Below are 25,330 nucleotides of genomic sequence, written 5' to 3' on the forward strand. Positions count from 1 at the left end.
CTTTATCATAGCAAACGAAAACTAAAAAGGCGATTGCTTTGACTCATTTTTTCTTGGTAATCAAGATTAAAGAAGAAAAGAAATGGTGATACTATTTTTACAGCTAGTAAACCATACTCTTAACTCCCTAGTGTAGAAGGATCCGCATAAAATGCAGGATCCTTTTTTATATTTCCTTCATCGCCTGCTGGTAGGTTTTAATCAAGTGTTCGAGAGCTTCAGCCATTGTGACATCTCCCGTCATCATTTGTTTTTCAACATCCCCTAACGTTTGCTTAACTAAAGGATGTTCATAAAATGATTCTTGTAAATATTCATTAACACTTGCTTGTAACCATGCCCTCATTTGCTTTTGCCTTACTGTATAAAACAGATCCTTTTTATTCATCCATTCCTTATAGTCACAAATTATCTTCCACAAGTCTTGAAATGATGCTTCTTCATAAGCAGAAGTTGTGATGACCTGTGGGTTCCATCCTCCAGAATGACCGTGAAGGAAACCGATGATGCTTTCGTATTCTTTTGCAGTCACTTCTGCTTTTAGCCGGTTATCCCCGTCTGCTTTATTTACACAAATCAAATTAACCCACTCAAGCAGCCCTTTTTTAATTCCTTGCAAATCATCTCCTGCTCCGGTTAAAGCAAGCAGAACAAAGAAGTCTACCATCTCTTTTACAATCATTTCACCTTGGCCAACGCCCATCGTTTCGACAAATATGATGTTATACCCAGCCGCTTCGCAAAGAAAAATGGCTTCTCTCGTTTTAAGATGAACACCTCCAAGCGTTCCTTGAGAAGGTGAAGGACGGACAAAAGCATTCTCTTGTTTGGTAAGCAGCTCCATTCTCGTTTTATCTCCTAAAATACTTCCTCCAGACAAGGTACTGCTTGGATCGACTGCCAAAACTGCAACGGAATGGCCATTTTTGCATAGGTACGAACCAAATTTGTCAATCAGCGTACTTTTTCCTGCTCCGGGTACCCCTGTAAAACCAATGCGCACTGAATGCCCCGTATGAGGATAGATTTCTTTAATCAGCTGTTGTGCTAGTACTTTATGCTTCGGCGCTTTACTTTCAATTAAAGTAATGGCTTGAGCTAACACTGTTCTTTTTCCTTCAAGCAGCCCTTGTTTATAATCTTGTACCGTTTTTAATTTCACCAATTGTCTTCACCAACTATTCTTCTAACCGTTTCTTTATTTCATATAAAACGGAAACGGCCGCTTTTGGGATTACTGTTCCAGGTCCAAAGATTGCAGAAGCGCCGTGTTCTAAAAGAAATGAGTAGTCTTGTTTAGGAATAACGCCTCCGACAATAACAACGATATCGTCGCGCTCTAATTTCTTTAATTCCTCAACAAGCTGCGGCAGTAACGTTTTATGCCCGGCTGCCAAAGAGCTTATGCCAATCGCATGTACGTCGTTTTCTACAGCTTGCCTTGCTGTTTCTTGAGGCGTTTGAAATAAAGGGCCGATATCAACATCAAATCCAAGGTCAGCAAAGGCTGTTGAAATCACTTTCGATCCTCTGTCGTGACCGTCTTGCCCCATTTTTGCGACTAAAATTCTTGGACGTCTTCCTTCTTCCTCTAAAAATTCAGCCGTGAGCTTTCGAACTTCTTCGATTTGATCTCGATGCACAAACTCCGCACTGTATACCCCGCTGACTGACTTAGAAGTAGCCTGGTGTCTTCCAGCCACTTTCTCAATAGCTTCTGAAATTTCACCTAGTGTAGCTCTCGCTCTCGCAGCTTCAACCGCAAAAGCAAGGAGATTACCTTCACCTGTTTTGGCACAATTGGTCAGTCGATTAAGCGCTTCGATTACCGCTTGTTCGTCACGTTCACTGCGTATTTTCTTTAACTTTTCCAACTGCTTCATTCGAACTGCTGTGTTATCAATATCCAGAATATCAAGCGGTTCTTCTTGCTCCGGCTGAAACTGATTCACACCTACAATAATTTCTGCCTGCGAGTCTATTCTTGCTTGTCTGCGCGCAGCGGCTTCTTCTATCTTCATTTTAGGTACGCCTGCTTCTATTGCTTTTGTCATTCCGCCGAGCTGCTCTATTTCTTCAAGATGCTTCCACGCTTTTATCATTAATTCATTCGTTAATGATTCCACATAATAAGAGCCTCCCCAAGGATCAATAACGGAACAAATCTCCGTTTCATTTTGTAAATAAAGCTGCGTATTTCGGGCAATTCTAGCTGAAAAATCAGTTGGGAGAGCAATCGCCTCATCCAGTGCGTTTGTATGAAGCGACTGCGTATGTCCTGATACTGCAGCCAGAGCTTCGACGCATGTTCTAATAACATTATTAAATGGATCCTGCTCCGTTAAGCTCCAGCCGGACGTTTGAGAATGCGTTCTAAGAGCTAAAGATTTAGGATTATCCGGCTCAAACTGCTTCATTAGTTTTGCCCATAGCAGCCTTCCTGCTCTCATTTTCGCTACTTCCATAAAATAGTTCATTCCAATTGCCCAGAAAAAGGATAGCCTCGGAGCAAATGCGTCAATTGTAATTCCTGCTTTCAAGCCGGTTCGTACATATTCAAGTCCGTCTGCAAGCGTATAAGCAAGCTCTAAGTCTGCTGGAGCGCCTGCTTCTTGCATATGATAGCCTGATATACTGATACTGTTAAATTTCGGCATGTACTCCGCTGTATATTTAAAAATATCCGCAATGATTCGCATTGACATTTCAGGAGGATAAATATACGTATTGCGCACCATATATTCTTTTAAAATATCGTTTTGAATCGTTCCAGCCAGCTTTTCTTTTTTTACCCCTTGTTCTTCAGCTGTTACGATGTAAAAGGCCAAAATAGGAAGCACGGCCCCGTTCATCGTCATCGACACGGACATTTGATCAAGCGGAATCCCTTCAAACAGCTGCTTCATATCCATCATTGAATCAATTGCCACGCCTGCTTTCCCTACATCTCCAACAACTCTTGGATGATCAGAGTCATAGCCGCGGTGGGTAGCGAGGTCAAAAGCAACAGACAGCCCTTTCTGTCCAGCAGCTAGGTTTCGGCGGTAAAAGGCATTGCTTTCCTCCGCCGTTGAGTATCCTGCGTACTGTCTAATCGTCCAAGGCCGATTCACATACATCGTTGCATACGGTCCTCTCACAAACGGTGGGACGCCAGGTGCAAAGTGAATAAAGTCGAGGCTATCTCTGTCTTTTTTTGTATATACTGATTTTAATTCAATTTGTTCATTTGTTTGAAAAGCAGTGAATGAACTTTGAGTCACGTCATCTTCCCTTTGCTGCTTTGAAAATGATAATGGAATATTAGAAAAAGAAGGCTTTTTATACATGAACTTCTACCTCCAAAGCACATAATAACTTCTTAACGCATTGAATAACATTCGTCTTAGGATGTATGACGCTCATTACACCTTTTTGCTGCCACTGCGTTTTGCGTGATACATGTTCTTCCCCTACTACGTACACATAAACGGAATCTTCCTCAAAATAAGTCATCGCTTTTGTTAAGAGCTTTTCCACGAGTTCATCACTTCCACAGATCACATATGCTTCGTGCTCTTGTTCATTCATCCAATCTGCTATCTCCACATAGGAATCTATGTTTTTAATTGTTTCACACGCAAAGCCTGCGCTTTCAAATAAAGACCGGGCAATCTCAGCTTTTTTACGGCTGGTAGGATCGGTGAGCTCCATAATGCCAATGCTCATCCCCTTTGTATAAACCCGTATTTTTTCAAACTTCTCTGCTGCTCTCCACTTAGTGAGCGGCACAATACTGTCAGGCTGTGTCTGCTTCGCCATTTGTTTTAGCATCCACCCTGCTGTTACCCCTTTAGATGCTAGCTTTGTATAGTCCTCTAGCGAAAGATTTGATGAAAATTCCGAAGCGGTCTGATCACTGTATTTATCCATTTTTATTTCTTCTTTTTTAAACGGCGTGCTTTTTATCTCTTGAGATACATCCTGTTGCTTAGGAGCATAGTGTGTGACTCCGATCAAGCGCTCAATTCGGCACTCTATATCCTCTTGTCTTTTTACTTTCATTTGTTCAACTTCATCTTGAATTCGCCCTTGTTTTAAAGCTTCTTCCATTCCGCCGTGGTCTTCAATGTTGCCAAATAACTCCCAAGCTTTTGTCATTAATTCATGTGTGTAAGCTTCAACGTACCAAGAGCCTCCGGCAGGATCCATTACTTTTGATATATGTGTTTCGTGCTGTAAAATTAAGTGAGTGTTACGGGCAAGGCGATGAGCGAACTGAGAAGATGAAGATGTGACGGAATCATACGGTTCAATATGCAGACTATCGGCTCCTCCTACAATAGAAGCAAATGCTTGAACCGTGCTCCTTAATGCATTTGTATACATGTCTTCTTTAGACTGTGTAAGATGTGACGTTTCCGTATGGATAAACGGCACTGAAACGGCCGTGTCATCAAAAGCACGAACCACATTTGCCCAAAGCATGCGAAAAGCACGAAGTTTTGATATTTCCATAAATAAATGTGAGCTAACTGAAAAAGAAAAGGTCATGTGAGGTAAAACTTGATGTAAGGACAAACCGCGTTTTATGCATTCATCAATATACTGCACCCCTGTAGCAAGCATATAAGCTAGTTCTTGAACAGCATTTGCACCGCTGTTATGGTAAGGAATACTTGATACAATGATCGTTTTGAGCTCTGGAACATTACTGTGAGCCAAACGCGTTGCGTAAGCTAAATGATCGTATAAATCTCGAGTAGAAAGTGGAACTCTTCCATATTCAGCAAGGGTGCCGAGCGGATCCATTCCAACCGTACCTGTCAGCTGTCTCATATCAAAGTTATGATCAGCACAGTATGCTTTTAGGAACGAAAGAAGTGGAACGGATGTACATCCCGTATTTAAAAATAAAGGCACAGCTTCAAGAGCTACATGCTGAAACAAATGAGCAACATCCTCTAAAGTGGAAATTGTAGCGCCTGAGGCTACTTCAGCTTCAGTTGCTTCATCAACGTCTTTTCCTTGCCTCATTGCTTCACTGCACGTAAAAGCGGCCGTATTTTGTCCATTTCTCAAACTGTGTAAAAGAAGTTTATTGCTTTCTTTAATAGAAGGCAAGTCGATTTTTTGGGTAATTTCCCATTCCCCTAGTATGTATGATTCTTTACCGGCTCCTCTTAAACAATCTATTTCCGCCGGACTCTGCTGCAAGTAGTCTAAATGTGCCGTATCACTTTCAAAATAAAGCGGTTTCAAAAAGATGTTTTCTAACGTTTCTTTTGAGCGGAGCGCGGTATTTTTGCTAACTTCCTGTGCCCAATCTTCTTTAGGTGTACGTGTAAATTCATGAAATGATAATGTATTTGTTTTCATTTCCATGCCCCTTTACAGTTAATAGCTGCCTGCTAAACCGAGATGATTACACTTTGAAGTTTGATGATTCTTCTTTTATTTTAATACATCTTTTACAAATTGTTCAATCATTGCTTCAAAATAAAACAAGACGGGGACATGATCACCCTACATTTACCATCACGATAAAAAAATCCGAACGAGTGGGATTCTCTATCAAGAATCTCAATTCATCGTTCGGATCTTCCTTCAGCTAAAATAGTTTTGCGCCAGCCTCTTTTTTAATAGACGGACGTATTCTCTTTAGACGTAGATTCTAAAATCTCTTTAACTCTTGCCAAGAATCTGCCGCACACCAAGCCGTCTAACACGCGGTGATCAAGTGATAAACATAAGTTAACCATATCTCGAACAGCAATCATGTTATCAATAATAACCGGACGTTTTACAATAGATTCTACTTGTAAAATAGCCGCTTGCGGGTAATTAATAATCCCCATTGATTGCACGGAACCAAATGAGCCTGTGTTGTTAACAGTAAATGTTCCGCCCTGCATGTCTTCAGACTTCAATGAACCTGTACGAACTTTTTGCGCGAGCTCTGTAATTTCACGTGCAATGCCTTTGATTGTCTTTTCATCGGCTTGTTTAATAACCGGCACAAATAAAGCATCGTCTGTTGCAACAGCAATCGATACATTAATGTCCTTTTTCTGAACAATACGGTCTCCTGCCCACATTGAATTCATTTGAGGGAATTCTTTTAAAGCCTGAGCCACTGCTTTTACGAAGAACGCAAAATACGTTAAGTTAAAACCTTCTTTTTGTTTGAACTCCGTCTTTAATGCATCACGATAAGAAACTAAGTTCGTTACATCAACTTCAACCATTGTCCATGCATGCGGAATTTCATGCTTGCTGCGAAGCATATTTGCTGCAATAGCTTTGCGCACGCCTGTAACAGGGATTTCTTGATCTCCTGCTGCGGACACAACCGGCGCGGGCTGCTGCGTTTTTGGAGCAGCTGCTGCTACAGGTGCTTCTGGCTGAACTGTTGATGCAGGTGTTTCTTTCACTTCAGCAGCTCCGCCTTTTTCGATAACAGCTAAAATATCTTTTCTCGTAATGCGGCCGCCCGCTCCTGTTCCTGTCACGGCATCTAAATTAATATTATGCTCTTGCGACAGGCGCATAACAGCTGGAGAGTATCGGCTTTTATTGGATTGACTGTCCGCTGTTTTTGGCGCTGATTCTTCTACAGTCTTATCAGACGTTTTCTGTTCTTCTTGAGGTACAGTTCCTTCTACTTCAATTAAACAAATCACTTCTCCTACAGGCAAAGTATCATCTTCACCTGCAATTAACTCTTTAATTGTTCCGCTAAAAGAAGAAGGCACTTCAGCATTTACTTTATCCGTCATGACTTCAGCTAACGGGTCGTACTTATTTACGTGATCTCCAACAGAAACGAGCCATTTGCTAATTGTACCCTCTGTTACACTTTCACCGAGCTGCGGCATCGTAATTTTTTCAATAGCCAATTGATACAACTCCTTTTAAAATTGAGCTAATTCTCTCATTGCTTTTTCTACTTTATCTGGATTCACCATAAAATATTTTTCCATTGTTGGTGCATACGGCATAGCTGGAACATCAGGGCCAGCAAGGCGCTGAATTGGCGCATCTAAATCAAATAAGCAGTGTTCAGCAATAATAGCTGCTACTTCGCTCATAATGCTGCCTTCTTTGTTGTCTTCCGTTAAAAGCAGAACCTTACCTGTTTTAGATGCTGCTTCTATAATAGCTTCTTTATCAAGCGGATAGACCGTTCTTAAATCTAAGATGTGTGCTGAAATGCCGTCTGCTTCCAGTTTTTCAGCAGCTTGAAGAGCAAAGTGTACACAAAGACCATATGTAATAACCGTGATGTCGTCTCCTTCTCTCTTTACATCTGCTTTGCCAATCGGAAGTACATAATCATCTTCAGGGACTTCTCCTTTAATCAAACGGTACGCACGCTTATGCTCAAAGAAAAGAACTGGATCATCATCACGAATAGCTGCTTTTAATAATCCTTTTACGTCATAAGGCGTAGAAGGCATCACAATCTTTAACCCTGGCGTATTGGCAAATAGTGCTTCAACAGACTGAGAATGATAAAGAGCGCCGTGAACTCCGCCGCCGTAAGGAGCTCGAATTGTAATTGGACAACTCCAATCATTATTAGAACGATAGCGAATTTTTGCTGCTTCTGACACAATTTGATTGACTGCAGGCATAATAAAATCAGCAAATTGCATTTCAGCAATCGGACGCATGCCGTACATTGCCGCTCCGATTCCTACGCCTGCAATAGCAGACTCTGCAAGAGGTGTGTCAATAACTCTTTCTTCCCCGAACTGTTCGTACAGTCCGTTAGTTGCTTTAAATACGCCGCCTTTTTTCCCTACGTCTTCTCCTAATACAAACACGCGGGAATCTCTTTCCATTTCTTCACGAATGGCCATTGTTACTGCATCAATATATGAAATAACCGGCATATGTTCTCCTCCTTACTCACCGTACACGTATTTTAAAGCCGATTCCGCTTCTGCATAAGGAGCGTTTTCAGCATAATCTGTTGCATCATTAACGATGTTCATAATATCATCAAGCATTTGTTTTTCTCGTTCATCGGTTAACACGTTAACCTCTTTTAAATAAGTCGCAAAGTACGCAAGCGGATCGCTCTTTTTAGCTTCAGACAATTCTTCTGCTCCGCGATATGCACGATCATCATCATCACTTGAATGGGCAGTCAAACGCTCTGAAACAGTTTCAATAAGAGTAGGCCCTTCTCCTCTGGATGCACGATCTCTTGCTTCTTTTACCACTCGGTATACTTCAAGGACATCGTTTCCATCAATTGTGTAGCCTGGCATACCATATCCAATCGCACGATCAGATACTTTTGCGCATCCTAGCTGCTTTTCAACCGGAACAGAAATCGCATACTTGTTATTTTCACACATAAAGATAACAGGAAGCTTATGAACACCTGCAAAGTTCGCGCCTTCGTGGAAATCTCCTTGGTTAGAAGATCCTTCTCCAAACGTAACAAACGTTACTAAGTCTTTTTTCTCCAATCGTCCTGCTAAAGCGATTCCTACTGCATGAGGCACCTGTGTTGTAACTGGAGAAGATCCTGTTACAATTCGCTTTTCCTTATAGCCAAAGTGACCTGGCATTTGACGACCTCCTGAGTTTGGATCTTCTGCTTTAGCAAACCCAGAAAGCATTAAATCGCGCGCAGTCATTCCAAATGCCAGCACAACACCCAGATCGCGGTAATAAGGTAATATGTAATCATTCTCTCTGTTTAAGGCAAAAGCTGCCCCAACTTGAGCGGCTTCTTGACCTTGACATGAAATAACAAAAGGCACCTTCCCTGCACGGTTTAATAGCCACATACGCTCATCAATTTTTCGTGCAAGCAGCATAGTTCGGTACATTTCAAGTACTTGTTCATCAGTTAATCCTAATGATTCATGACGGTTTTTTGTCATGTTTAAACCTCCTTTAATCATCAAAAATGAATCGCTTTTCCATCTACAGCTAATGAAGCTTCTCCCATCGCTTCTGAAAGGCTAGGATGAGGATGAATGGTATGAGCAATTTCCCATGGTGTAGCATCTAATACCTTTGCAAGACCCGCTTCAGAAATCATATCCGTCACATGAGGTCCAATCATATGCACACCAAGAACATCATTTGTGTCGGCATCGGCAATAATTTTAACAAATCCCTCTGCCTCTCCATATACAAGAGCTTTTCCAACGGCCTTAAACGGAAACTTTCCAACCTTCAGCTGAAATCCTTGCTGTTTTGCTTCTTGTTCTGTTAATCCTACACTTGCTGCCTCAGGGCTGCTGTATACGCATTTAGAGATTGTTGTATAATCAATCTTCAAAGGCTTGTCACCATGTAAATGCTCCACAGCTACAATTCCTTCGTGAGAAGCTACATGTGCAAGCTGCAGTCCGCCAATCACATCTCCAATTGCGTAGATATGAGATTCTTTCGTTTGATAAAAATCATTCGTGGCAATCACACCGTTTTCTACTACAATATCAGTATTCTCGAGACCAATTCCTTCGACATTCGCTTGACGCCCTACAGATACAAGCAGCTTTTCTGCTTCATATTCTTGCATATCGTCTCCTACTTGAGCGGAAATTTTCACCTGACCATCAATAGACAGTGTATCAGCCATTACTTTAGCAGAAGTAATAATGGTAACTCCTTTTGCTTTTAAAAGCTTCGTCATTTCACGGGAGATATCTTGATCTTCTGTTGGTAAAATTCGATCGCTGTATTCCACAACCGTTACATCAACATCAAAATCTGTGAGCATTGACGCCCATTCAATTCCAATGACGCCGCCTCCCACAATAATAATAGAAGCAGGAAGTGTTTCCATCTTTAATGCTTCATCTGAAGTGATTACTTTCTCTCCGTCAATCGTTAAACCAGGTAATGTTCTAGGACGAGACCCGGTTGCGACAATTACATTCTTTGGAATAAGCATTTCGTTTTCTTCACCGCTTTTTAATTCGACGGAGATAGTTCCTGGCATAGGAGAAAAAATAGAAGGTCCTAAAATACGTCCAATTCCTTCATATACGTCAATTTTACCTTTTTTCATTAGCTGTTTAACACCATTATGTAACTGTGAAACAATTTCTGACTTTCGCTCTTGTACACGTGCATAGTTCAATAGTACATTGGACGTTTCTACGCCAAATTCACTGCTTTTCTTAGCCGTTTGGTAGACTTCTGCACTTCTTAGTAAAGCTTTGCTTGGGATACACCCTGCGTGCAGGCATGTGCCGCCTAACTTGTTTTTTTCCACAACCGCTACCGATAGACCTAACTGAGAGGCACGAATAGCTGCTACGTACCCTCCGGTTCCACCGCCGAGAATGACCAAATCATATTCTTTTGCCACACTGCTTCACACCTTTCTGCAAACGCTATTAAGCGCCTTTATATTCCTTTACTTCTTCTTCACCTGTAAGCACTCGGAGAGCCCCTTCAGCTAGCGCTTGAAGCTCATTTTCTCCAGGATAAACAATGACATCTGCAATCCACTTTACATGATTAATAATCAGCTCAACAAACGTTTTTGAATAAGCAATGCCTCCCGTTAAAATAATGGCATCTACTTTTCCATGCAATACCGTACTGGCAGCTCCAATTTCCTTCGAAATTTGATAAGCCATTGCTTCGTAGATAAGCTTAGCTTTTTCGTTTCCATTTTTCACTAGCGCTTCGACTTTCTGCACGTCAGATGTGCCCAAATAACCGACAAGCCCGCCTTTTCCTACAAGCATTTTCATAATCTCATCGCGGTAATACTGACCTGAAAAGCAAAGACGAACTAATTCACCAACCGGTACACCGCCAGCGCGCTCTGGACTAAAAGGACCGTCACCGTGCAGGCCATTGTTCACATCAATTACTTTTCCGCGTTGATGAACTCCGACTGTAATGCCTCCACCCATATGGGTAACAATAACGTTCATTTGTTCATATGTGCTATTCATTTCTTTAGCCACTTTTCGAGCAACCGATTTTTGATTCAACGCGTGAAAGATGCTTTTCCTTTCCATAAAAGGAGTTCCTGAGATACGAGCGATGTCACTTAGCTCATCTACCACCACTGGATCAACAATGTATGCTGGAATATTTAATCCAGATGCAATCTCAAACGCTAAAATCCCGCCTAAATTTGAAGCATGATGGCCGGCATAACCGTCTTTTAAATCTTTGAGCATGGCTTGATTTACTTCGTATGTGCCGCCTTCAATCGGGCGTAAAAGCCCTCCTCTTCCACATACTGCACTTAATTTAGATAAATTAATCCCTTCTTCATCAAGTGCCTCTAAAATCGAGTTTTTACGGAACTCATACTGTGCATATATCGTCTCAAACTGATTCATTTGCTGTGAATCGTAGCGGATTGTTCGATCAAAAATTGGTTTATCGTTGTGAAATACGCCAATTTTCGTGGACGTTGAACCCGGATTTATTATCAGCATTCGATATTCGTGCATATCCAACAAATGTCCTCCTACCTTATCATTCTCATAAACGAAGGCTAGGTCGAAAGGATTTCATTTATTCCTTTTGCCTAGCCTTCAGCTCAAACATTAGCGCGTATGACGTCTACTTAAAATATGCTGTCCATTTTGTAAAAATTGACTGCGTGAACGACGCAGCTTTTCAATTCTTTCTTCAGCTAAGCGATCTGCTGCTAGATAGGTTGGAATGCCATCTCGTTTTGAGATTTCAACTACCTTTTCAATATTATCATAAATACCTTCAACTTTTTTCAGCGCACGCTCACGGTTATATCCAACTAGCTCATCAGCTACGTTAATAACGCCTCCTGCATTAATAACATAGTCCGGTGCATATACAATGCCTAATTCATGGATTAAATCACCATGACGCGTTTCTTTTAATTGATTATTAGCTGCCCCTGCAATAACTTTTGCTTTTATTTGAGGGATCGTTTCGTCGTTAATCGTTGCTCCGAGTGCACAAGGAGCATAGATATCACATTCTACACCATAAATATCATTCGGGTCTACTGCTTGCGCACCAAATTCTTCTACCGCACGCTGAACAGCTTCTTTATTAATATCCGTCACAATAAGTTTCGCTCCTTCTTCGTGAAGGTGGCGGCATAAATTATATGCTACGTTTCCTACGCCTTGGACAGCTACTACTTTTCCTTCAAGCATATCTGTTCCAAATGCTTCTTTTGCTGCTGCTTTAATTCCTCGGTATACACCGTAGGCTGTGACCGGTGATGGATTGCCTGATGAACCAAAAGCAGGAGATACACCCGTTACATAATCCGTTTCCTCATATACAATATCCATATCCTCTACCGTTGTGCCCACATCTTCTGCTGTAATATATCGACCATTTAATCCTTGAATAAAGCGACCAAATGCACGGAACATCGCTTCATTTTTGTCTTTGCGAGGATCTCCGATAATAACCGTTTTCCCTCCGCCTAAATTCAAGCCTGCTGCTGCATTTTTATAAGTCATTCCGCGTGATAGACGAAGCGCATCTTCAATTGCAGCCTCTTCTGATTCATATGTCCACATTCTCGTACCGCCTAGGGCTGGTCCAATTGTTGTATCGTGAATCGCAATAATGGCTTTTAAGCCTGAATCTTTATCTTGGCAAAATAATAACTGCTCATAATCGTATGTTTCCATATAGTCAAAAATTTTCATTGTTAGTGCCTCCTAAGAATTCTGTTGAGCGACGCTGATAGCAAGCGCCAGTGAGTATAATTTACTTTCTGATGAATCTGCTCTGGATGTTAAGACGACCGGAGCTTTTGCTCCCGCTAGAATAGCTCCAACTTTTGCTTTAGCAAAATAAATGAGGGATTTATATAAGACGTTCCCTGTTTCAATTGCTGGAACGAGTAATATATCTGCTTGACCGGCAACTTCACTTTGAATGCCTTTTTGCTTGGCTGCTTCTATATTAATGGCATTGTCGAGTGCTAAAGGTCCATCAATAACGCAGCCTTTAATTTGTCCTCTGCGGTTCATCTGTGTAAGAAGTGCAGCCTCTACTGTTGCAGGCATCAAAGGGTTCACAACTTCAACCGCTGCAATAGGAGCTACCTTTGGCATCTCGATCCCAATCGAGTGGGCAACGTTCACCGCATTTTGAATGATTTGAACTTTCTCTTCCAGAGACGGCGTAATATTCATAGCTGCATCTGTTACAAGAATCGGACGGTCATAGTGAGGAACGTCAAACACAGCTACATGTGATAAAACATTTCCCGTACGCAAACCATGCTCTTTATTTAACACAGCTTTTAAAATAAGCGATGTGGATAAATTCCCTTTCATTACGATATGAGCTTGACCTTGCTGAACTGAACGCACAGCCAATTGAGCCGCTTCTAAAACGGACTCCGTATGTACGACCGTCACAGCCTTATGAGTGAGTAAGGATGGGCGGTACTGCCTGAATAATTCATTAATTGTCGTTTCGTTGCCAAACAAAATAAATTCAGAAACTTCCCTTGACACAGCTTCATACACTGCCTCAATTGTTTCTAAGTCTTCAGCTGCAGCAACAGCAACAGTCAAAGAAGACTGCTTAGCAACCCGAGATAAGATGGTAGCAAGAGTCATGGAATGTTCGACCTCTCCTTTTTCATTCTTTCTTTTGCTCCGTTTTAAAGAGCATACTGCGCGTTTATGCAGTCACCTAAAATACATGCAAGATTTGTGCCATCCACTGCATATATTACATAATATAGCTGCTTATATCCGTTCTTACGCACAAAAAATTTTTTTATTGATTCTAACACCAAATAGAAAAAAAGAATACCTCTCTATTTATATGCAATAAATTGCACACCATGCATTTTATTGCATGCTGTTATTTGCAAGATTGTATTTTTCCAACTTATAATACAAAGAACGCAGGGAAATATTGAGCTGTTTTGCTGTTTTCGTTCGGTTATATTCGTTTGCAAGCAGCACTTTTTGAATAAGTTCCGCTTCGTAATTTTCCATCATGTGCGCTAAAGTCTTCCCTTCGAATACTACCTCTTCCTTCACCTGATTTTTTTCTTTTTTGCCCTTGCCTTCAAGTGAAGGGAGATGAACAGAATCAATCATTGTTTCTGTATAGTGCATATAAATAATCGCTCTGCCTAATATGTTTTCAAGCTCTCTGACGTTTCCTGGCCAGTCGTATGATCTTAATGACTGTAAAGCCCGCTCTGTTACTCCTTCAACATGCCGGCCGTAATCTTGATTAATTTTTGTAATTAAGTGTGTAACAAGCGCACCAATATCCTCTTTTCTCTTCCGAAGAGGAGGTATGTGAATCGGAATTTTGTTTAGCCGATAATACAAGTCCTGTCTGATGCTTCCATCAGCCATTCCTTTTTCTAAATTCACATTCGTAGCTGCAATAACGCGAACATTCACCGGAATAGGAGTCGTTCCTCCAACGCGAATAAGCTCTTTTTCTTGAAGCACCCGAAGCAGCTTAGCCTGCATATGAGCTGAGAGCTCCCCGATTTCATCTAAAAAGATGCTACCGTTATTGGCTTCTTCAAAAACGCCGCGTTTCCCGCCTCTTTTTGCCCCGGAAAAAGCTCCTTCTTCGTACCCAAAAAGTTCGCTTTCAAGCAAAGACTCGGAAAGCGCAGCACAGTTAATCCGGACGAATTTATTAAACTTTCGGCTGCTCGCATTATGAATCGCATGTGCAAACAACTCTTTACCCGTCCCAGATTCACCTCTCAGCAAAACAGTAGCTGGTGTTTTAGCAGCAAGTCTAGCCTGCTCAATTGCTAACTGAAACTCTTCAGATTGACCAATGATATCAGCAAATGAATATTTCGCTTCCAGCGTTCGGATAATTTGACGCGCTCTCTTGAGTTCATTTGTAAGCTCTTGAATTTCAGACATATCATGAATAACGCCAACGCTTCCTTTTAATTTCCCGTCGACAATAACGGGTGCAACATTGACAACCACGTCTCTTTTACTCGGACCGAGCCTCATTCTTACACCTCGAACAGGACGCCTTGTTTGCAGCACCTTCATGTGCATACTGTCTCCTTCAGAGATATCGGCAGTCGCGGGCTGACCAATAATATCCGTCTTTTTTAAACCCGTAATTCTCGTATAAGCAGGATTAATTAAAATCCCTCTTCCTTCTTCATCGACAACTGAAATAGCTTCTTCAGAAGATTGAATAATTGCTTGAAGCATAGTTTGTACTTCTTTTAAGTTCGTAACTTCTTCTGCCAATCCGACAACGTCCGTAATATCTTTAAAAATCGAAAAGGCCCCAAACAGCTCTCCATTCTCGTCGAGTATTGGTATTCTAGTCGTAATTACCTTCCGTCCGCTATCTAACACAAATTCACTATTTTGATCAATCGTTTTTGTATGAAGAACATCAACAAGTTTACTATTTGGAATAACTTCATGAAGATGCTTACCAATTACATCTCTGTGTGAAAAGTTCGTCAAGCGCTCGGCACTTTGATTAAATAGCGTAATATATCCATTCCTATCAATCACGACCATCGCATCATGAGCTGCGTTAAAAATAAGATCATATTTATACGATTCTTGCTTTAACCGTTGAATTAACTCTTCTTTTTCCTCCATCAGATTGGCCATAATTTCAGCAACCAATCCCGGCACTACCAGTGCATCAGCGGGTTTGCTTCTTTGTAATTGTTGAAAGACGCCTTGTTTACCTGTTGTTTCAACAATGACATCGAGCTGCTTTGTCATATAAGGCTCCCAATTCATTCCGGTTGAAATATCTTGTTCTTGCGCATGCAAAACAGCCGGCGCGTTAGCTCGTACGTCTACTACACCAATCACTTTCATAAATTCTGTTTCCAACAAGATTTTCAGAATAGCTAATCCGCCTTTTCCTCCTCCAACGATCAACACATTTTGCATATTTTTTCACCTTTTCTACTTAATATGTACATATCCCGTGCAAAATATTGCATATACCTATCATATAAAAAAAGAAACGCTCTTGACAATTTATTTAGTTCTTTTATGATTCAAGTATAACGGTTTCATAATGTAAACGCATTCATTTTAAAAAAGAGAAGCGAAAGGAGCAATTATGGTTCGAATTATCGCACTGCTAATCTTACTTATTCCCGGTATACTCGCTGGCTATGGCATTAAACTTATGAGAGATATGATTTTTGGCATCCTGCAATCCCCGTTCCCTTCTTTATTTTCGCAATTTTCAGTCGGGCTTCTATTATTTTTAATCGGCCTTGGATTTGTTGCTGGCTTTATTCTGCACAGAGACCGCAAGCGAAACAAAGTTCAAAACCGATTTCAAAAAGATAAAAAAACATCGCATTAATGCGATGTTTTTTTACGAAAAGCGCCCTCCAAATTGCTTCACCATTTTTTCTGGATAATCAGTAATAACGGATTCACATCCATATTTCCGAAGCTGCTCAGCTACTTTTACATCATTTACTGTGTAAGGTCGCACTGGAATTTGACAATCTTTTGAAGCGGCTACATTTACTTCATTAACGGTACGCTGATTAGGGTGAAGAGCTTTTGCGCCAAGATGCTGCGCATATACCCAAGGCTCATACATCGGATAAGAGTATAAAATAGCTGTTTCAATCGTAGAATCCAGGGAACTAATTCGGGCTAAGCTGTTATGATTAAAAGACGAAATCATCGTTCGATCCTTCATCTTGTATAAATAAATTAAATCCAAGACTTTCATTTCCAAGTATGGATAGTCAAATATATTGTTTTTCAACTCGATGTTTACGCTAATTCCTTCACTTGAAGCCCACTCCATTACTTCATTTAACGTGGGGATTTTACATACTCCATACTTTTTTTTGAACTTATAGCTCGCATCTAATTTTTGTAAATCTTGATACGTAAAATCTTTTACATACCCTTTTCCATTCGTCGTTCGATCTACTTTTTCATCATGAATTACAGCAAGTTCTCCATCCTTTGTCATATGCACATCAAGTTCAATTCCGTGTGCTCCGACTCTCGCTGCTTCTTTGAAGGAAATCATCGTATTTTCAGGAAACGTTCCAGCTGCGCCGCGATGACCTATTACAAACATACTTGCTCAACTCCTCTATTATCACTTATTATTAACTTTAGCATTACTTAATAGTGAAAGCACGAATTTACTGTTTATACTTTTTCACTTTCATTACTTTATATGCAAAAGGAGGTCGTTGTGTATGAGACCACTGCAAATTTCACCGGATACAGCCGTAAAATTAGCGGAACAATTGAATATCCCCCTCGAGCAATTAATGCATATGCCTCAGCATATTTTGCTGCAGAAACTTGCTGAATTAAATGCGAGCGAAGATAAAAAAGGATCTGAATAACAGATCCTTTTTTCTTTTGAATTTTCATTTCAAAAAATAGTATTACCTTCTCATTTCATTCCCTATAACATATATTAGAATATTTAATAATATAAATGTATTTTTAAAAATGCTTTTAAATAAGTAATTTAATACTTTTTTGTGTATATTTAATTATTTTTTGATTTTTCCATATAACTTCATTGACGAAATTATTATTTTTCTACTAAAATAAAAAGACATTATATTTATTCCAGTACTTATATTCTGATTTTTTGATCAATTCAAACAAAAGGATTAAATAGTATGAGAAAAATTTAGGGGGACTTCATTATGCAAGCAGCTGTACAACACGAAAATCAGCAGCCAAATGGGTCTAGGAAAAAACACCCTCCTGGACTGTACTTATTATTCGCTACTGAGGCATGGGAAAGATTTAGTTATTATGGAATGAGAGCCATTCTGGTTCTTTATTTAACTGCTACCGCTGCTCAAGGTGGACTCGGGGTAGATAAAGCAACAGCACTGAGCTTATATGGAACATTCACTAGTGCTGTTTACATTACGCCGATGATTGGCGGATATTTAACAGACCGCTTCCTCGGAAGAAGGCTAGCCATCACTATCGGTGGTGTGATTATGGCACTCGGGAATTTTTCCATCTTCATTCATCAAAGTGTAGCCGCTTTGTATATCGGACTTGCTTTATTAATTATCGGAAACGGATTTTTCAAACCAAATATCTCCACATTGGTCGGAGATCTTTATGAAGAAAATGATCCTCGCCGTGACGGTGCTTTTACCATTTTTTATATGGGTATTAACTTTGGTGCATTCTTCGCACCGTTAGTTGTTGGATTAATGAGTTACAAATACGGATTTTTAACAGCAGCTATCGGAATGGTTGTTGGACAAATTTTATTTAACCTACTGGCTAATCGCTACTTAGGTGATATCGGGAAAGAGCCTACAGGAAAAGTTCACGCAGCGGCATCTCAAACATCAACTGCTCCGCTGTCAGCACGAGAAAAGAAAAGAACGGTTGCTATCGTTATTCTAGCCTTCGTTGTTATTGCTTTCTGGACAGCTTTTGAACAGGCCGGAAGTTCTTTAACGCTATATGCTCAAGATCAAATTAATCGTCAAATAGGTAGTTTCACGGTTCCAACAGAGTGGTTCCAATCATTGAATCCGCTGTTTATCATGATTTTAGCACCAATTATGTCACTAGTTTGGTACAAGCTCGGAAATTCAAAACGCGGTGATTTCAAAACACCAACAAAAATGGGTATGGGACTTGTAACAGTGGGATTAGGATTCTTAATTTTAATTCCAGCCGTTATGTATACTGGTAATGATCCAGCTTTAAAAGTAAATATCCTGTTCATGATTTTCACTTACTTCCTGCACACGCTAGCTGAGCTTATGATTTCACCAGTAGGGCTGTCTATGGTAAGTAGACTGGCTCCATTAAAGCTTGCTTCTCTTTTAATGGGGGTATGGATGGCAAGCTCTGCTGTTGCTAATAAGCTAGCGGGTGTTCTTGCATCTTATACACAGTCTTTAGGTTATTTCGATATCTTCAGCTTAATCGGAGCTGTAACAATTGTACTAGGAATTATTGTTCTGTTCCTTTCAAAACCGATTGCTAAATTAATGGATTAAAAAAAGCAGCCTTTTCTGAAGGCTGCTTTTTTATAATTCACTTATCCATATCCCATCTAAAATATGTAGATAAATTTTTTAATGCATCTTTAAAATCTTCCTCTCTGTTCATTTCTACAAGTCTTTTCACCCTTTGTTCTACTTTATTTTGGTCATAGTCTTTCATGATCAGATATCCACGACCAATTTCAATATCTTCAATTGTACTGTAAAGCCTTGTAGGACTTATAACTTCAAATGAAAACATATCTGAAGCGCCTTCAACACCTTTTAAGCCAACATCTAATTGATAATAAATACAAAAATCTTCGAAGGTTTCTCCCCAATCTTCATGAATGATAGTAAGGGCTTTGACAATCATTATGTTATTCAACTCCTAAGTCGCACATAATACACGGCTGTTCGTTATAAAAACTCCACGCTAAGTCGATCTACTATAATTTCTGCATATTTACCCATGACCTCTGGATAATCATCTAAATAACCGTCTTCATCTATCACATGTAAACCCGCATCAATAAAACCGTCCCAAACAATTCCTCGAACCACATACGCATATGCTTCCCCAATTCTCTCTAGCTCTTTGAGTCTTTTTTCAATCAAGCAGACAAGTAAATCATTGATCATTGTAAAACTTATACGCACTGGATAACGCTGCCCTTCCTTAATTTCATACGAACAAATATCAATAAACGCTGTAAATACTATACCATTTATATCTAACGTAACTTCTCTTTCCAACTTTTTATTTAGGTTCGTTACTTTAGCAAAATAGTTCATTTAATCACCTCATGAGCTCAAAACTTAAGAGTTTTTAAAATACTCCTTTTCATTATCCAAAAAGTGTTTTAAATCAGATACTAATCTGTTACTATTTTCTTCTGCAGAGTGCTCTTCTGGACGATATTTATCATCACTTGAAGGAAGATAGTAGATAAAACTTTCCAGCTCACGAGGGTATTGAAAATCAGCATATACTTCAGCAACAGCTTCAAGGAATGCCGACCCATCATCTCTATAGGCTTTTTTCAATGACTCTAATATCCCATATCTCCATTTTCTTGTTTCGTATTCAAATTTGTCTCCTTCTTCTAAAAGCTCTTCCATATTAAATTCTTCTAGTATTTCGATTAATACTCTTTTATAATTTATTTCTTCAGATCCCCATGCAAGCTCAAGAATGTTAGCATCTTCTACATCGGGAAACATCTCTAAGTATTCAATTGCATAATGAGTTAGATGGCTATGATCTATTACCCCTAGTTCCAAACCTACATACAAAGTACCCCAACTATAAGCTATGTTTTGTTGTTTTAATACATCAATATTATATTTCATGTAATCACCTTCAGGAGCTTTATCAGTTAATTGATTTGGTTAATGTGTATGAAACGCTATAAATTTTTATCTTATTGCAAACCTTAGACCATCATACCATTTATATAAATTATTTTAACGTCCTACAGTCCTACAGTGAATATGAAGGGAAACAAGAAGGAGGATCCACTCCCCTCAATATTTCCCCCTCTTAAAACAAAATAAAAGGACCAATGAATTCTTAAAATCCATCGGCCCTGCCGTAAAAAGTTTATTGGTTTTCAGTTTACTATCTAGTGTAAATTCCAAAAGTTTATCGGCATGTACTCTGTATTACAAAAGGTATAAACTCACTCAAAACCCCGTAATTCCAGCAGTCCTATCCCTTTCAACTCGCTTTATGCTCAAGGCGTAATTTATCCGCAACCATTGCAATAAACTCCGAATTCGTCGGCTTCGCTTTTGACATGCTGACAGTATATCCGAATAATGAAGAAATGGAATCAATGTTTCCTCGGCTCCATGCTACTTCAATGGCATGACGAATGGCGCGCTCAACGCGGCTTGCCGTTGTATTATATTTTTTTGCAATATCAGGATACAGTACTTTTGTAATTGACCCAAGCAGCTCAATATCCTTGTATACCATTGAAATGGCTTCTCTCAAATATAAATAGCCTTTGATGTGAGCAGGTACACCAATTTCGTGAATGATGCTCGTAATGCTTGCATCTAAATTTGCTGGTTTGCTGTCGCGATGTGAACGCATGGAAGAAGATGAACGTTGCATAAATGAAGATGTTTGTCCGCTAACTTGACGAATATGATTCACTAAGTTTTCCATATCAAACGGCTTTAGAATAAAATAAGCAGCTCCTAAATCGACCGCTTTTTTCGTTACGTCTTCTTGACCAAATGCCGTTAGCATAATGACATTTGGATAATTTTCTTTTTTCATTTCTTTTAACTGACCTAAAACTGCTAATCCATCTAGATGCGGCATAATAATGTCTAATACAAGAACATCCGGATCTTTATCTTTTAAAATGGATAAACACTCTTGTCCATTGTAAGCTACTCCGATTACTTCCATGTCTTCTTGCTCTGAAATATAATCTTCAAGCAAACCAATTAGTTCCCGATTATCATCAACCAAGCATACTTTAATTTTTTTCAATGCAGCTTCCTCCTCAGTCCTTTATGTTATACGTCGTTTCCTACGTGTCTCTATTCTTTATTCTAAAGGACAAATTCGACAATGCAACATTATTTCCTTTATTTTTTTAGAAAAAAGTCTTTTAAATGGAATTTATTCGATTTTCTCTTATTTTCTTTGTTTTTCGACGTTTTTCTCGTACATTTACGACAATAATTTTTATCAAAAAAAGCGAACTAATGACAACATTAGCTCGCTTTTTTTCGATTATTTTTATAAATATCAATTCCTGCTTCGTTAAGCATCCATTCAATATGGACACCATAACCCGAGGTAGGATCATTTACAAAAACATGGGTAACCGCTCCAACGACTTTACCGTTTTGAATAATCGGGCTCCCGCTCATTCCTTGAACAATTCCACCTGTTTTCTTTAACAATTTAGGATCTGTAATTTTAATAACCATTCCTTTAGTAGCCGGAAACTTTTGAGGTATAGTACTCATAATTTCAATATCAAATTCTTCCACTTGATCATCATCTACTACCGTTAGAATTTTAGCCGGTCCTTCTTTTACTTGATGAGATAGGGCAATTGGCATTGCTTTATCCATTATTCCGTTTTCCATCGTTGAAGACAATTTTCCAAAAATACCAAAAGGACTATTTCGTGTAATATTTCCAATGATTTGTCTATCTTCAGAAAACCTTGCTAGCTTTTCACCGGGAACGCCGTTAGAACCTTTCTCAATTGATGTAACGGTCGAACGGACAATTTGTCCATCTTCTACTACGATTGGCTTTTTTGTATCCATATCCGAAATAACGTGGCCTAAAGCGCCGTATTTTTTAGATTTTGGATCATAAAAAGTCATTGTGCCAATTCCTGCAGCTGAATCACGGATGTATAAACCAATTCTGTACGCATAATCTTGCTTATCTTTTAACGGATACAGCTTAGTATCAAACTGCTTTTTTTCTCTTAAAATATGCAGATTTAATGGTTCACCCGTTTTTCCTGCCTGCTGAATAAACGGTGTAATATCACTCATTTTTTCAATGGTTTTACCATTAATCTTCGTAATCATATCTCCAACTTGAATACCCGCAATTTCGCCAGGAGATTTTTTACCTTTTGCTGTATCTACCTGATGATAGCCTACAACAAGAACACCTTTTGAATTTAATTTCACACCGATTGACTGTCCACCTGGAATGACTTTAAAATCAGATAATACCTGCACGTCTACACGCTTTACAGGAATACCGGCCAAATGAAGCATCAACTCTTCTTTGCCTACCTGTTTGCCTGCTATGGTCAGCTTCGCCTTGTTACTTGTTACATCGTAAACAGGTGATGAAGCTTCTACGCTAAGCGGTAATGTCGTATTAATTTTTTCTTTTTGCTGTTCAAATAAGACGATTTGTTTTGGAATGTGTATATATTGTTGCACAACTGGAATAAATCCTACAAAAATGAACGAAACAAGGAGAATCGCACCAATTATATGTCTGTATCGATTTTGCATGTTTTCACTCTCCTCGCTTCCTCGCCTAAATGGCTACACATTTAATTTAGCCTTCTTAGAGCGCATTTATAACAGAAGTTCAGAGAAAAATGAAAAGAAGTGCAAGGAAACATTTTCAGTTCCTCCATTTTGTATAAAAAAACACCTTTAACACATACTGTTACGTGTTAAAAGGTGTTTTATTAAATGGTGTGCTTCATCTTATCCGCTAAATCTAAAAGCTCTTTGGCATGCTCCTTTGTTAAGCTTGTAATTTCAGCTCCTGCAATCATTCGACCAATTTCTTTTACTTTTTCATCAAGAGTTAATGGAAGAACAGACGTCGTTGTACGATCACCTTTTATCTCTTTAGCAATAAAGAGATGAGTATCTGCCATTGCTGCTACCTGAGGCAGATGAGATATACAGAGAACTTGTGAATCAACAGAAATAGCATGTATTTTTTCACCGATCGATTGAGCTACTCTTCCACTTACGCCTGTATCAACTTCATCAAAGATAATGGACGTCACGCCTTGATGCTTAGAGAAGATGCTTTTTAACGCCAGCATAATTCTTGACAGTTCTCCTCCTGATGCTACTTTTGCAAGAGGTTTTAACGGTTCACCAGGGTTGGTAGAAATATAAAACTCTACGTTGTCAATGCCGTCTTTGGTGAATTTTATTCTTTCTCCATTTACTTCAACGTCATTTTTACCTGCATTTACAACAGAGAATTTAATTTGAAATACAGTCTTAGCCATATACAGTTCTTGAAGCTCATGATGGATGCTGTCCGTTAACTCTTGAGCAAGTTTTTTTCGAATAGCTGAAACATTATTAGCTTCTACTAATAAATCCTGCGCTACGCTGTTTAACTGTTCTTTGATCTTGCTCACATGCGTATCTCGATTTTCAATACGATCAATTTCATCTTCAATTTGTGCAGCATATTCTAGAATTTCATCTACACTTTGACCGTATTTACGCTTTAAGTGATTAATTTCATTTAAACGCGCTTCAATAAAATCTAAGCGTTTGGGATCAAATTCTAATAAATCAAGCTGCTGACGAATTTTATAAGATGCGTCTTCTAGCTGATAGAAGCTCGATGAAATGATCTCAGAAATTTCGGCATAGTTTTTTTCCAGTGACGAAATATCCTCCGTATGATTCATGGCTACGCCTACCCAATCTAAACCTTGGTGTTCACCGTGCAGCGCATTGTACGCATCGTTTAGCGACGTATAGATCTTTTCAAAGTTAGAAATCTTCAAACGCTCTTCATTTAGTTCCTCGTCTTCGTTCAGCTGCAAATTTGCCGCTTTGATTTCATCTAATTGAAATTGAATAAGATCGAGGCGATGTGCCATCTGCTGTTCATTTTCAGTTAATTGATCGAGCTGCTTTTTTAGCGATGTATACCTAGAAAATACCTCACGATACTCCGTCAAAGCCTCTTCTACTTTTTCTCCTCCATATTGATCAAGAAGAGTTAAGTGACGATCTTGGTTCATTAAATCTTGGTGCTCGTGCTGTCCATGTATATCAATTAAAGTCTGTCCAACTTCACGTAGGATAGCTAACGTTACGAGCTTACCGTTGATCCGGCAAATACTTTTCCCATTTGTAGTGATATCTCGGCGAAGCACAATCATTCCATCTTCCACTTCTAAACCGACTTGTTTAGCTTTTTCATGACTTGGATGCTGTTCTTCATCAAATAAGAAAAGTCCTTCAATTTCGGCCCTGTCTGTTCCGTGGCGGACAAACTCCGAAGAGCCTCTTCCACCTACTAACAATGAAATGGCATCAATAATAATCGATTTCCCCGCTCCTGTTTCGCCTGTTAATACCGTTAAGCCTTTTTCAAATGAAACAGAAAGTTCATCAATAATCGCAAAGTTTTTAATGGATAATTCAGCTAACAACCTGCTTCACTCACCTTTATAACATTTCTAAGAATCGGTCTGATATAATTTGCGTATCTTCAGGAGTACGGCAAATAATCAAACATGTATCGTCTCCACAAATTGTTCCTAATATTTCATCCCAGTCCAAATGATCAATTAATGCGCCAATCGCATTTGCGTTTCCCGGTAATGTTTTCATCACCAACATATGCCCAGCTGAATCAATTTTTACAAATGCGTCCATAAGAGAGCGCTTTAACTTTTGTAAGGGATTAAAACGCTGATCTGCAGGCAAGCTGTATTTGTATCGACCGTCCATCAAAGGCACTTTGACTAAGTGCAATTCTTTAATATCACGAGAGATTGTTGCCTGTGTTACATTAAAACCTTGGTTTTTTAAAATATCTACCAATTCATCCTGTGTTTCAATATCATTATTCGTGATAATATCACGAATTTTAATATGTCTTTGCCCTTTATTCAT

At 39.3% G+C, this 25,330-nt stretch carries 22 protein-coding genes; 3 read left to right on the plus strand and 19 right to left on the minus strand.

The window, feature by feature from the left end; genetic code table 11:
* Positions 1-166: 166 nt before the first annotated feature.
* The 11 genes from meaB to LJC66_RS22555 all read right to left on the minus strand — a co-directional run bounded on the left by meaB (position 167) and on the right by LJC66_RS22555 (position 15,863).
* Positions 167-1,162 carry a methylmalonyl Co-A mutase-associated GTPase MeaB gene (gene meaB, locus LJC66_RS22505; RefSeq protein WP_230933567.1) on the minus strand — a complete coding sequence of 332 codons (996 nt, stop codon included), beginning with the start codon at positions 1,160-1,162 and terminating at the stop codon, positions 167-169.
* 16 nt (positions 1,163-1,178) lie between these two features.
* Positions 1,179-3,329, minus strand: a complete 2,151-nt coding sequence (gene scpA / locus LJC66_RS22510; RefSeq protein ID WP_230933568.1) for a methylmalonyl-CoA mutase — start codon at positions 3,327-3,329, stop codon at positions 1,179-1,181.
* The gene (locus LJC66_RS22515; protein WP_230933569.1) at positions 3,322-5,358 is read right to left on the minus strand and encodes an acyl-CoA mutase large subunit family protein; all 2,037 of its coding nucleotides are present in this window, start codon (positions 5,356-5,358) and stop codon (positions 3,322-3,324) included. The genes scpA and LJC66_RS22515 overlap by 8 nt, the downstream gene beginning before the upstream one ends.
* Before the next feature lie 260 nt (positions 5,359-5,618).
* Positions 5,619-6,878, minus strand: a complete 1,260-nt coding sequence (locus LJC66_RS22520; protein ID WP_028410670.1) for a dihydrolipoamide acetyltransferase family protein — start codon at positions 6,876-6,878, stop codon at positions 5,619-5,621.
* 15 nt (positions 6,879-6,893) lie between these two features.
* Positions 6,894-7,877 carry an alpha-ketoacid dehydrogenase subunit beta gene (locus LJC66_RS22525; protein ID WP_013084975.1) on the minus strand — a complete coding sequence of 328 codons (984 nt, stop codon included), beginning with the start codon at positions 7,875-7,877 and terminating at the stop codon, positions 6,894-6,896.
* Between the two features lie 12 nt (positions 7,878-7,889).
* Positions 7,890-8,882, minus strand: coding sequence for a thiamine pyrophosphate-dependent dehydrogenase E1 component subunit alpha (locus tag LJC66_RS22530; RefSeq protein ID WP_230933570.1), 993 nt, complete (start codon positions 8,880-8,882; stop codon positions 7,890-7,892).
* 20 nt (positions 8,883-8,902) lie between these two features.
* On the minus strand, positions 8,903-10,324 hold the full coding sequence (gene lpdA / locus LJC66_RS22535; RefSeq protein WP_028410669.1) for a dihydrolipoyl dehydrogenase: 1,422 nt from the start codon (positions 10,322-10,324) through the stop codon (positions 8,903-8,905).
* Between the two features lie 28 nt (positions 10,325-10,352).
* Positions 10,353-11,432 carry a butyrate kinase gene (gene buk, locus LJC66_RS22540; protein WP_374199261.1) on the minus strand — a complete coding sequence of 360 codons (1,080 nt, stop codon included), beginning with the start codon at positions 11,430-11,432 and terminating at the stop codon, positions 10,353-10,355.
* A 96-nt stretch (positions 11,433-11,528) separates the two neighbouring features.
* Complete coding sequence (bcd, locus tag LJC66_RS22545; protein ID WP_013059125.1) at positions 11,529-12,632, minus strand: branched-chain amino acid dehydrogenase; 1,104 nt, start codon at positions 12,630-12,632, stop codon at positions 11,529-11,531.
* A 12-nt stretch (positions 12,633-12,644) separates the two neighbouring features.
* Complete coding sequence (gene yqiS, locus LJC66_RS22550; protein ID WP_028410667.1) at positions 12,645-13,556, minus strand: phosphate butyryltransferase; 912 nt, start codon at positions 13,554-13,556, stop codon at positions 12,645-12,647.
* 237 nt (positions 13,557-13,793) lie between these two features.
* Positions 13,794-15,863: a sigma-54 interaction domain-containing protein gene (locus LJC66_RS22555; protein WP_230933572.1), complete on the minus strand. Its 2,070-nt coding sequence runs from the start codon at positions 15,861-15,863 to the stop codon at positions 13,794-13,796.
* Between the two features lie 175 nt (positions 15,864-16,038).
* On the opposite strand from LJC66_RS22555, the gene LJC66_RS22560 reads away from it, so the two are divergent.
* Positions 16,039-16,290 carry a DUF2627 domain-containing protein gene (locus tag LJC66_RS22560; protein WP_230933573.1) on the plus strand — a complete coding sequence of 84 codons (252 nt, stop codon included), beginning with the start codon at positions 16,039-16,041 and terminating at the stop codon, positions 16,288-16,290.
* Between the two features lie 12 nt (positions 16,291-16,302).
* Here the strand turns inward: LJC66_RS22560 and LJC66_RS22565 are convergent, their stop codons facing one another.
* The gene (locus tag LJC66_RS22565) at positions 16,303-17,031 is read right to left on the minus strand and encodes a glycerophosphodiester phosphodiesterase (protein WP_050688163.1); all 729 of its coding nucleotides are present in this window, start codon (positions 17,029-17,031) and stop codon (positions 16,303-16,305) included.
* Between the two features lie 124 nt (positions 17,032-17,155).
* Here LJC66_RS22565 and LJC66_RS22570 point away from each other — a divergent pair, with 124 nt between their 5' ends.
* Together LJC66_RS22570 and LJC66_RS22575 are read left to right on the plus strand one after the other, a co-directional pair.
* Positions 17,156-17,308, plus strand: a complete 153-nt coding sequence (locus LJC66_RS22570) for a YycC family protein (protein WP_013059130.1) — start codon at positions 17,156-17,158, stop codon at positions 17,306-17,308.
* Between the two features lie 312 nt (positions 17,309-17,620).
* Entirely contained in the window at positions 17,621-18,952 is a 1,332-nt protein-coding gene (locus LJC66_RS22575) for a peptide MFS transporter (protein WP_013084983.1), read from the plus strand.
* A gap of 37 nt (positions 18,953-18,989) precedes the next feature.
* Here LJC66_RS22575 and LJC66_RS22580 read toward each other — a convergent pair whose 3' ends face one another.
* The 7 genes from LJC66_RS22580 to ahrC all read right to left on the minus strand — a co-directional run bounded on the left by LJC66_RS22580 (position 18,990) and on the right by ahrC (position 25,330).
* A complete protein-coding gene (locus LJC66_RS22580; protein ID WP_230933574.1) occupies positions 18,990-19,313 on the minus strand; it encodes an Imm8 family immunity protein in 324 nt (107 codons plus the stop codon).
* A gap of 44 nt (positions 19,314-19,357) precedes the next feature.
* Entirely contained in the window at positions 19,358-19,732 is a 375-nt protein-coding gene (locus LJC66_RS22585; protein WP_230933575.1) for a hypothetical protein, read from the minus strand.
* Between the two features lie 24 nt (positions 19,733-19,756).
* On the minus strand, positions 19,757-20,290 hold the full coding sequence (locus tag LJC66_RS22590; protein WP_230933576.1) for a DUF2247 family protein: 534 nt from the start codon (positions 20,288-20,290) through the stop codon (positions 19,757-19,759).
* Between the two features lie 367 nt (positions 20,291-20,657).
* Positions 20,658-21,446 carry a sporulation transcription factor Spo0A gene (spo0A, locus tag LJC66_RS22595; protein WP_013084985.1) on the minus strand — a complete coding sequence of 263 codons (789 nt, stop codon included), beginning with the start codon at positions 21,444-21,446 and terminating at the stop codon, positions 20,658-20,660.
* A 227-nt stretch (positions 21,447-21,673) separates the two neighbouring features.
* On the minus strand, positions 21,674-22,954 hold the full coding sequence (gene spoIVB, locus LJC66_RS22600; protein WP_230933577.1) for a SpoIVB peptidase: 1,281 nt from the start codon (positions 22,952-22,954) through the stop codon (positions 21,674-21,676).
* A gap of 182 nt (positions 22,955-23,136) precedes the next feature.
* Positions 23,137-24,864, minus strand: coding sequence for a DNA repair protein RecN (gene recN, locus LJC66_RS22605; protein ID WP_230933578.1), 1,728 nt, complete (start codon positions 24,862-24,864; stop codon positions 23,137-23,139).
* 16 nt (positions 24,865-24,880) lie between these two features.
* Positions 24,881-25,330 carry a transcriptional regulator AhrC/ArgR gene (ahrC, locus tag LJC66_RS22610; protein WP_013059136.1) on the minus strand — a complete coding sequence of 150 codons (450 nt, stop codon included), beginning with the start codon at positions 25,328-25,330 and terminating at the stop codon, positions 24,881-24,883.

Source organism: Priestia sp. TSO9 (genome assembly GCF_021029645.1).
In the GTDB taxonomy this organism is placed as follows: Bacteria; Bacillota; Bacilli; order Bacillales; family Bacillaceae_H; genus Priestia; species Priestia megaterium_E.

Excerpts from the sequence above, each read along its gene's own strand:
- LJC66_RS22570 (WP_013059130.1), top strand. The coding sequence starts at position 17,156 with ATGAGACCACTGCAAATTTCACCGGATACAGCCGTAAAATTAGCGGAA.
- yqiS (WP_028410667.1), bottom strand. The coding sequence starts at position 13,556 with ATGACTCTTGCTACCATCTTATCTCGGGTTGCTAAGCAGTCTTCTTTG.
- LJC66_RS22580 (WP_230933574.1), bottom strand. The coding sequence starts at position 19,313 with ATGATTGTCAAAGCCCTTACTATCATTCATGAAGATTGGGGAGAAACC.
- LJC66_RS22565 (WP_050688163.1), bottom strand. The coding sequence starts at position 17,031 with ATGTTTGTAATAGGTCATCGCGGCGCAGCTGGAACGTTTCCTGAAAAT.
- LJC66_RS22585 (WP_230933575.1), bottom strand. The coding sequence starts at position 19,732 with ATGAACTATTTTGCTAAAGTAACGAACCTAAATAAAAAGTTGGAAAGA.
- LJC66_RS22525 (WP_013084975.1), bottom strand. The coding sequence starts at position 7,877 with ATGCCGGTTATTTCATATATTGATGCAGTAACAATGGCCATTCGTGAA.
- ahrC (WP_013059136.1), bottom strand. The coding sequence starts at position 25,330 with ATGAATAAAGGGCAAAGACATATTAAAATTCGTGATATTATCACGAAT.
- spoIVB (WP_230933577.1), bottom strand. The coding sequence starts at position 22,954 with ATGCAAAATCGATACAGACATATAATTGGTGCGATTCTCCTTGTTTCG.
- scpA (WP_230933568.1), bottom strand. The coding sequence starts at position 3,329 with ATGTATAAAAAGCCTTCTTTTTCTAATATTCCATTATCATTTTCAAAG.
- buk (WP_374199261.1), bottom strand. The coding sequence starts at position 11,432 with ATGCACGAATATCGAATGCTGATAATAAATCCGGGTTCAACGTCCACG.
- LJC66_RS22575 (WP_013084983.1), top strand. The coding sequence starts at position 17,621 with ATGCAAGCAGCTGTACAACACGAAAATCAGCAGCCAAATGGGTCTAGG.
- LJC66_RS22555 (WP_230933572.1), bottom strand. The coding sequence starts at position 15,863 with ATGCAAAATGTGTTGATCGTTGGAGGAGGAAAAGGCGGATTAGCTATT.
- LJC66_RS22590 (WP_230933576.1), bottom strand. The coding sequence starts at position 20,290 with ATGAAATATAATATTGATGTATTAAAACAACAAAACATAGCTTATAGT.
- LJC66_RS22560 (WP_230933573.1), top strand. The coding sequence starts at position 16,039 with ATGGTTCGAATTATCGCACTGCTAATCTTACTTATTCCCGGTATACTC.
- LJC66_RS22530 (WP_230933570.1), bottom strand. The coding sequence starts at position 8,882 with ATGACAAAAAACCGTCATGAATCATTAGGATTAACTGATGAACAAGTA.
- bcd (WP_013059125.1), bottom strand. The coding sequence starts at position 12,632 with ATGAAAATTTTTGACTATATGGAAACATACGATTATGAGCAGTTATTA.
- LJC66_RS22515 (WP_230933569.1), bottom strand. The coding sequence starts at position 5,358 with ATGAAAACAAATACATTATCATTTCATGAATTTACACGTACACCTAAA.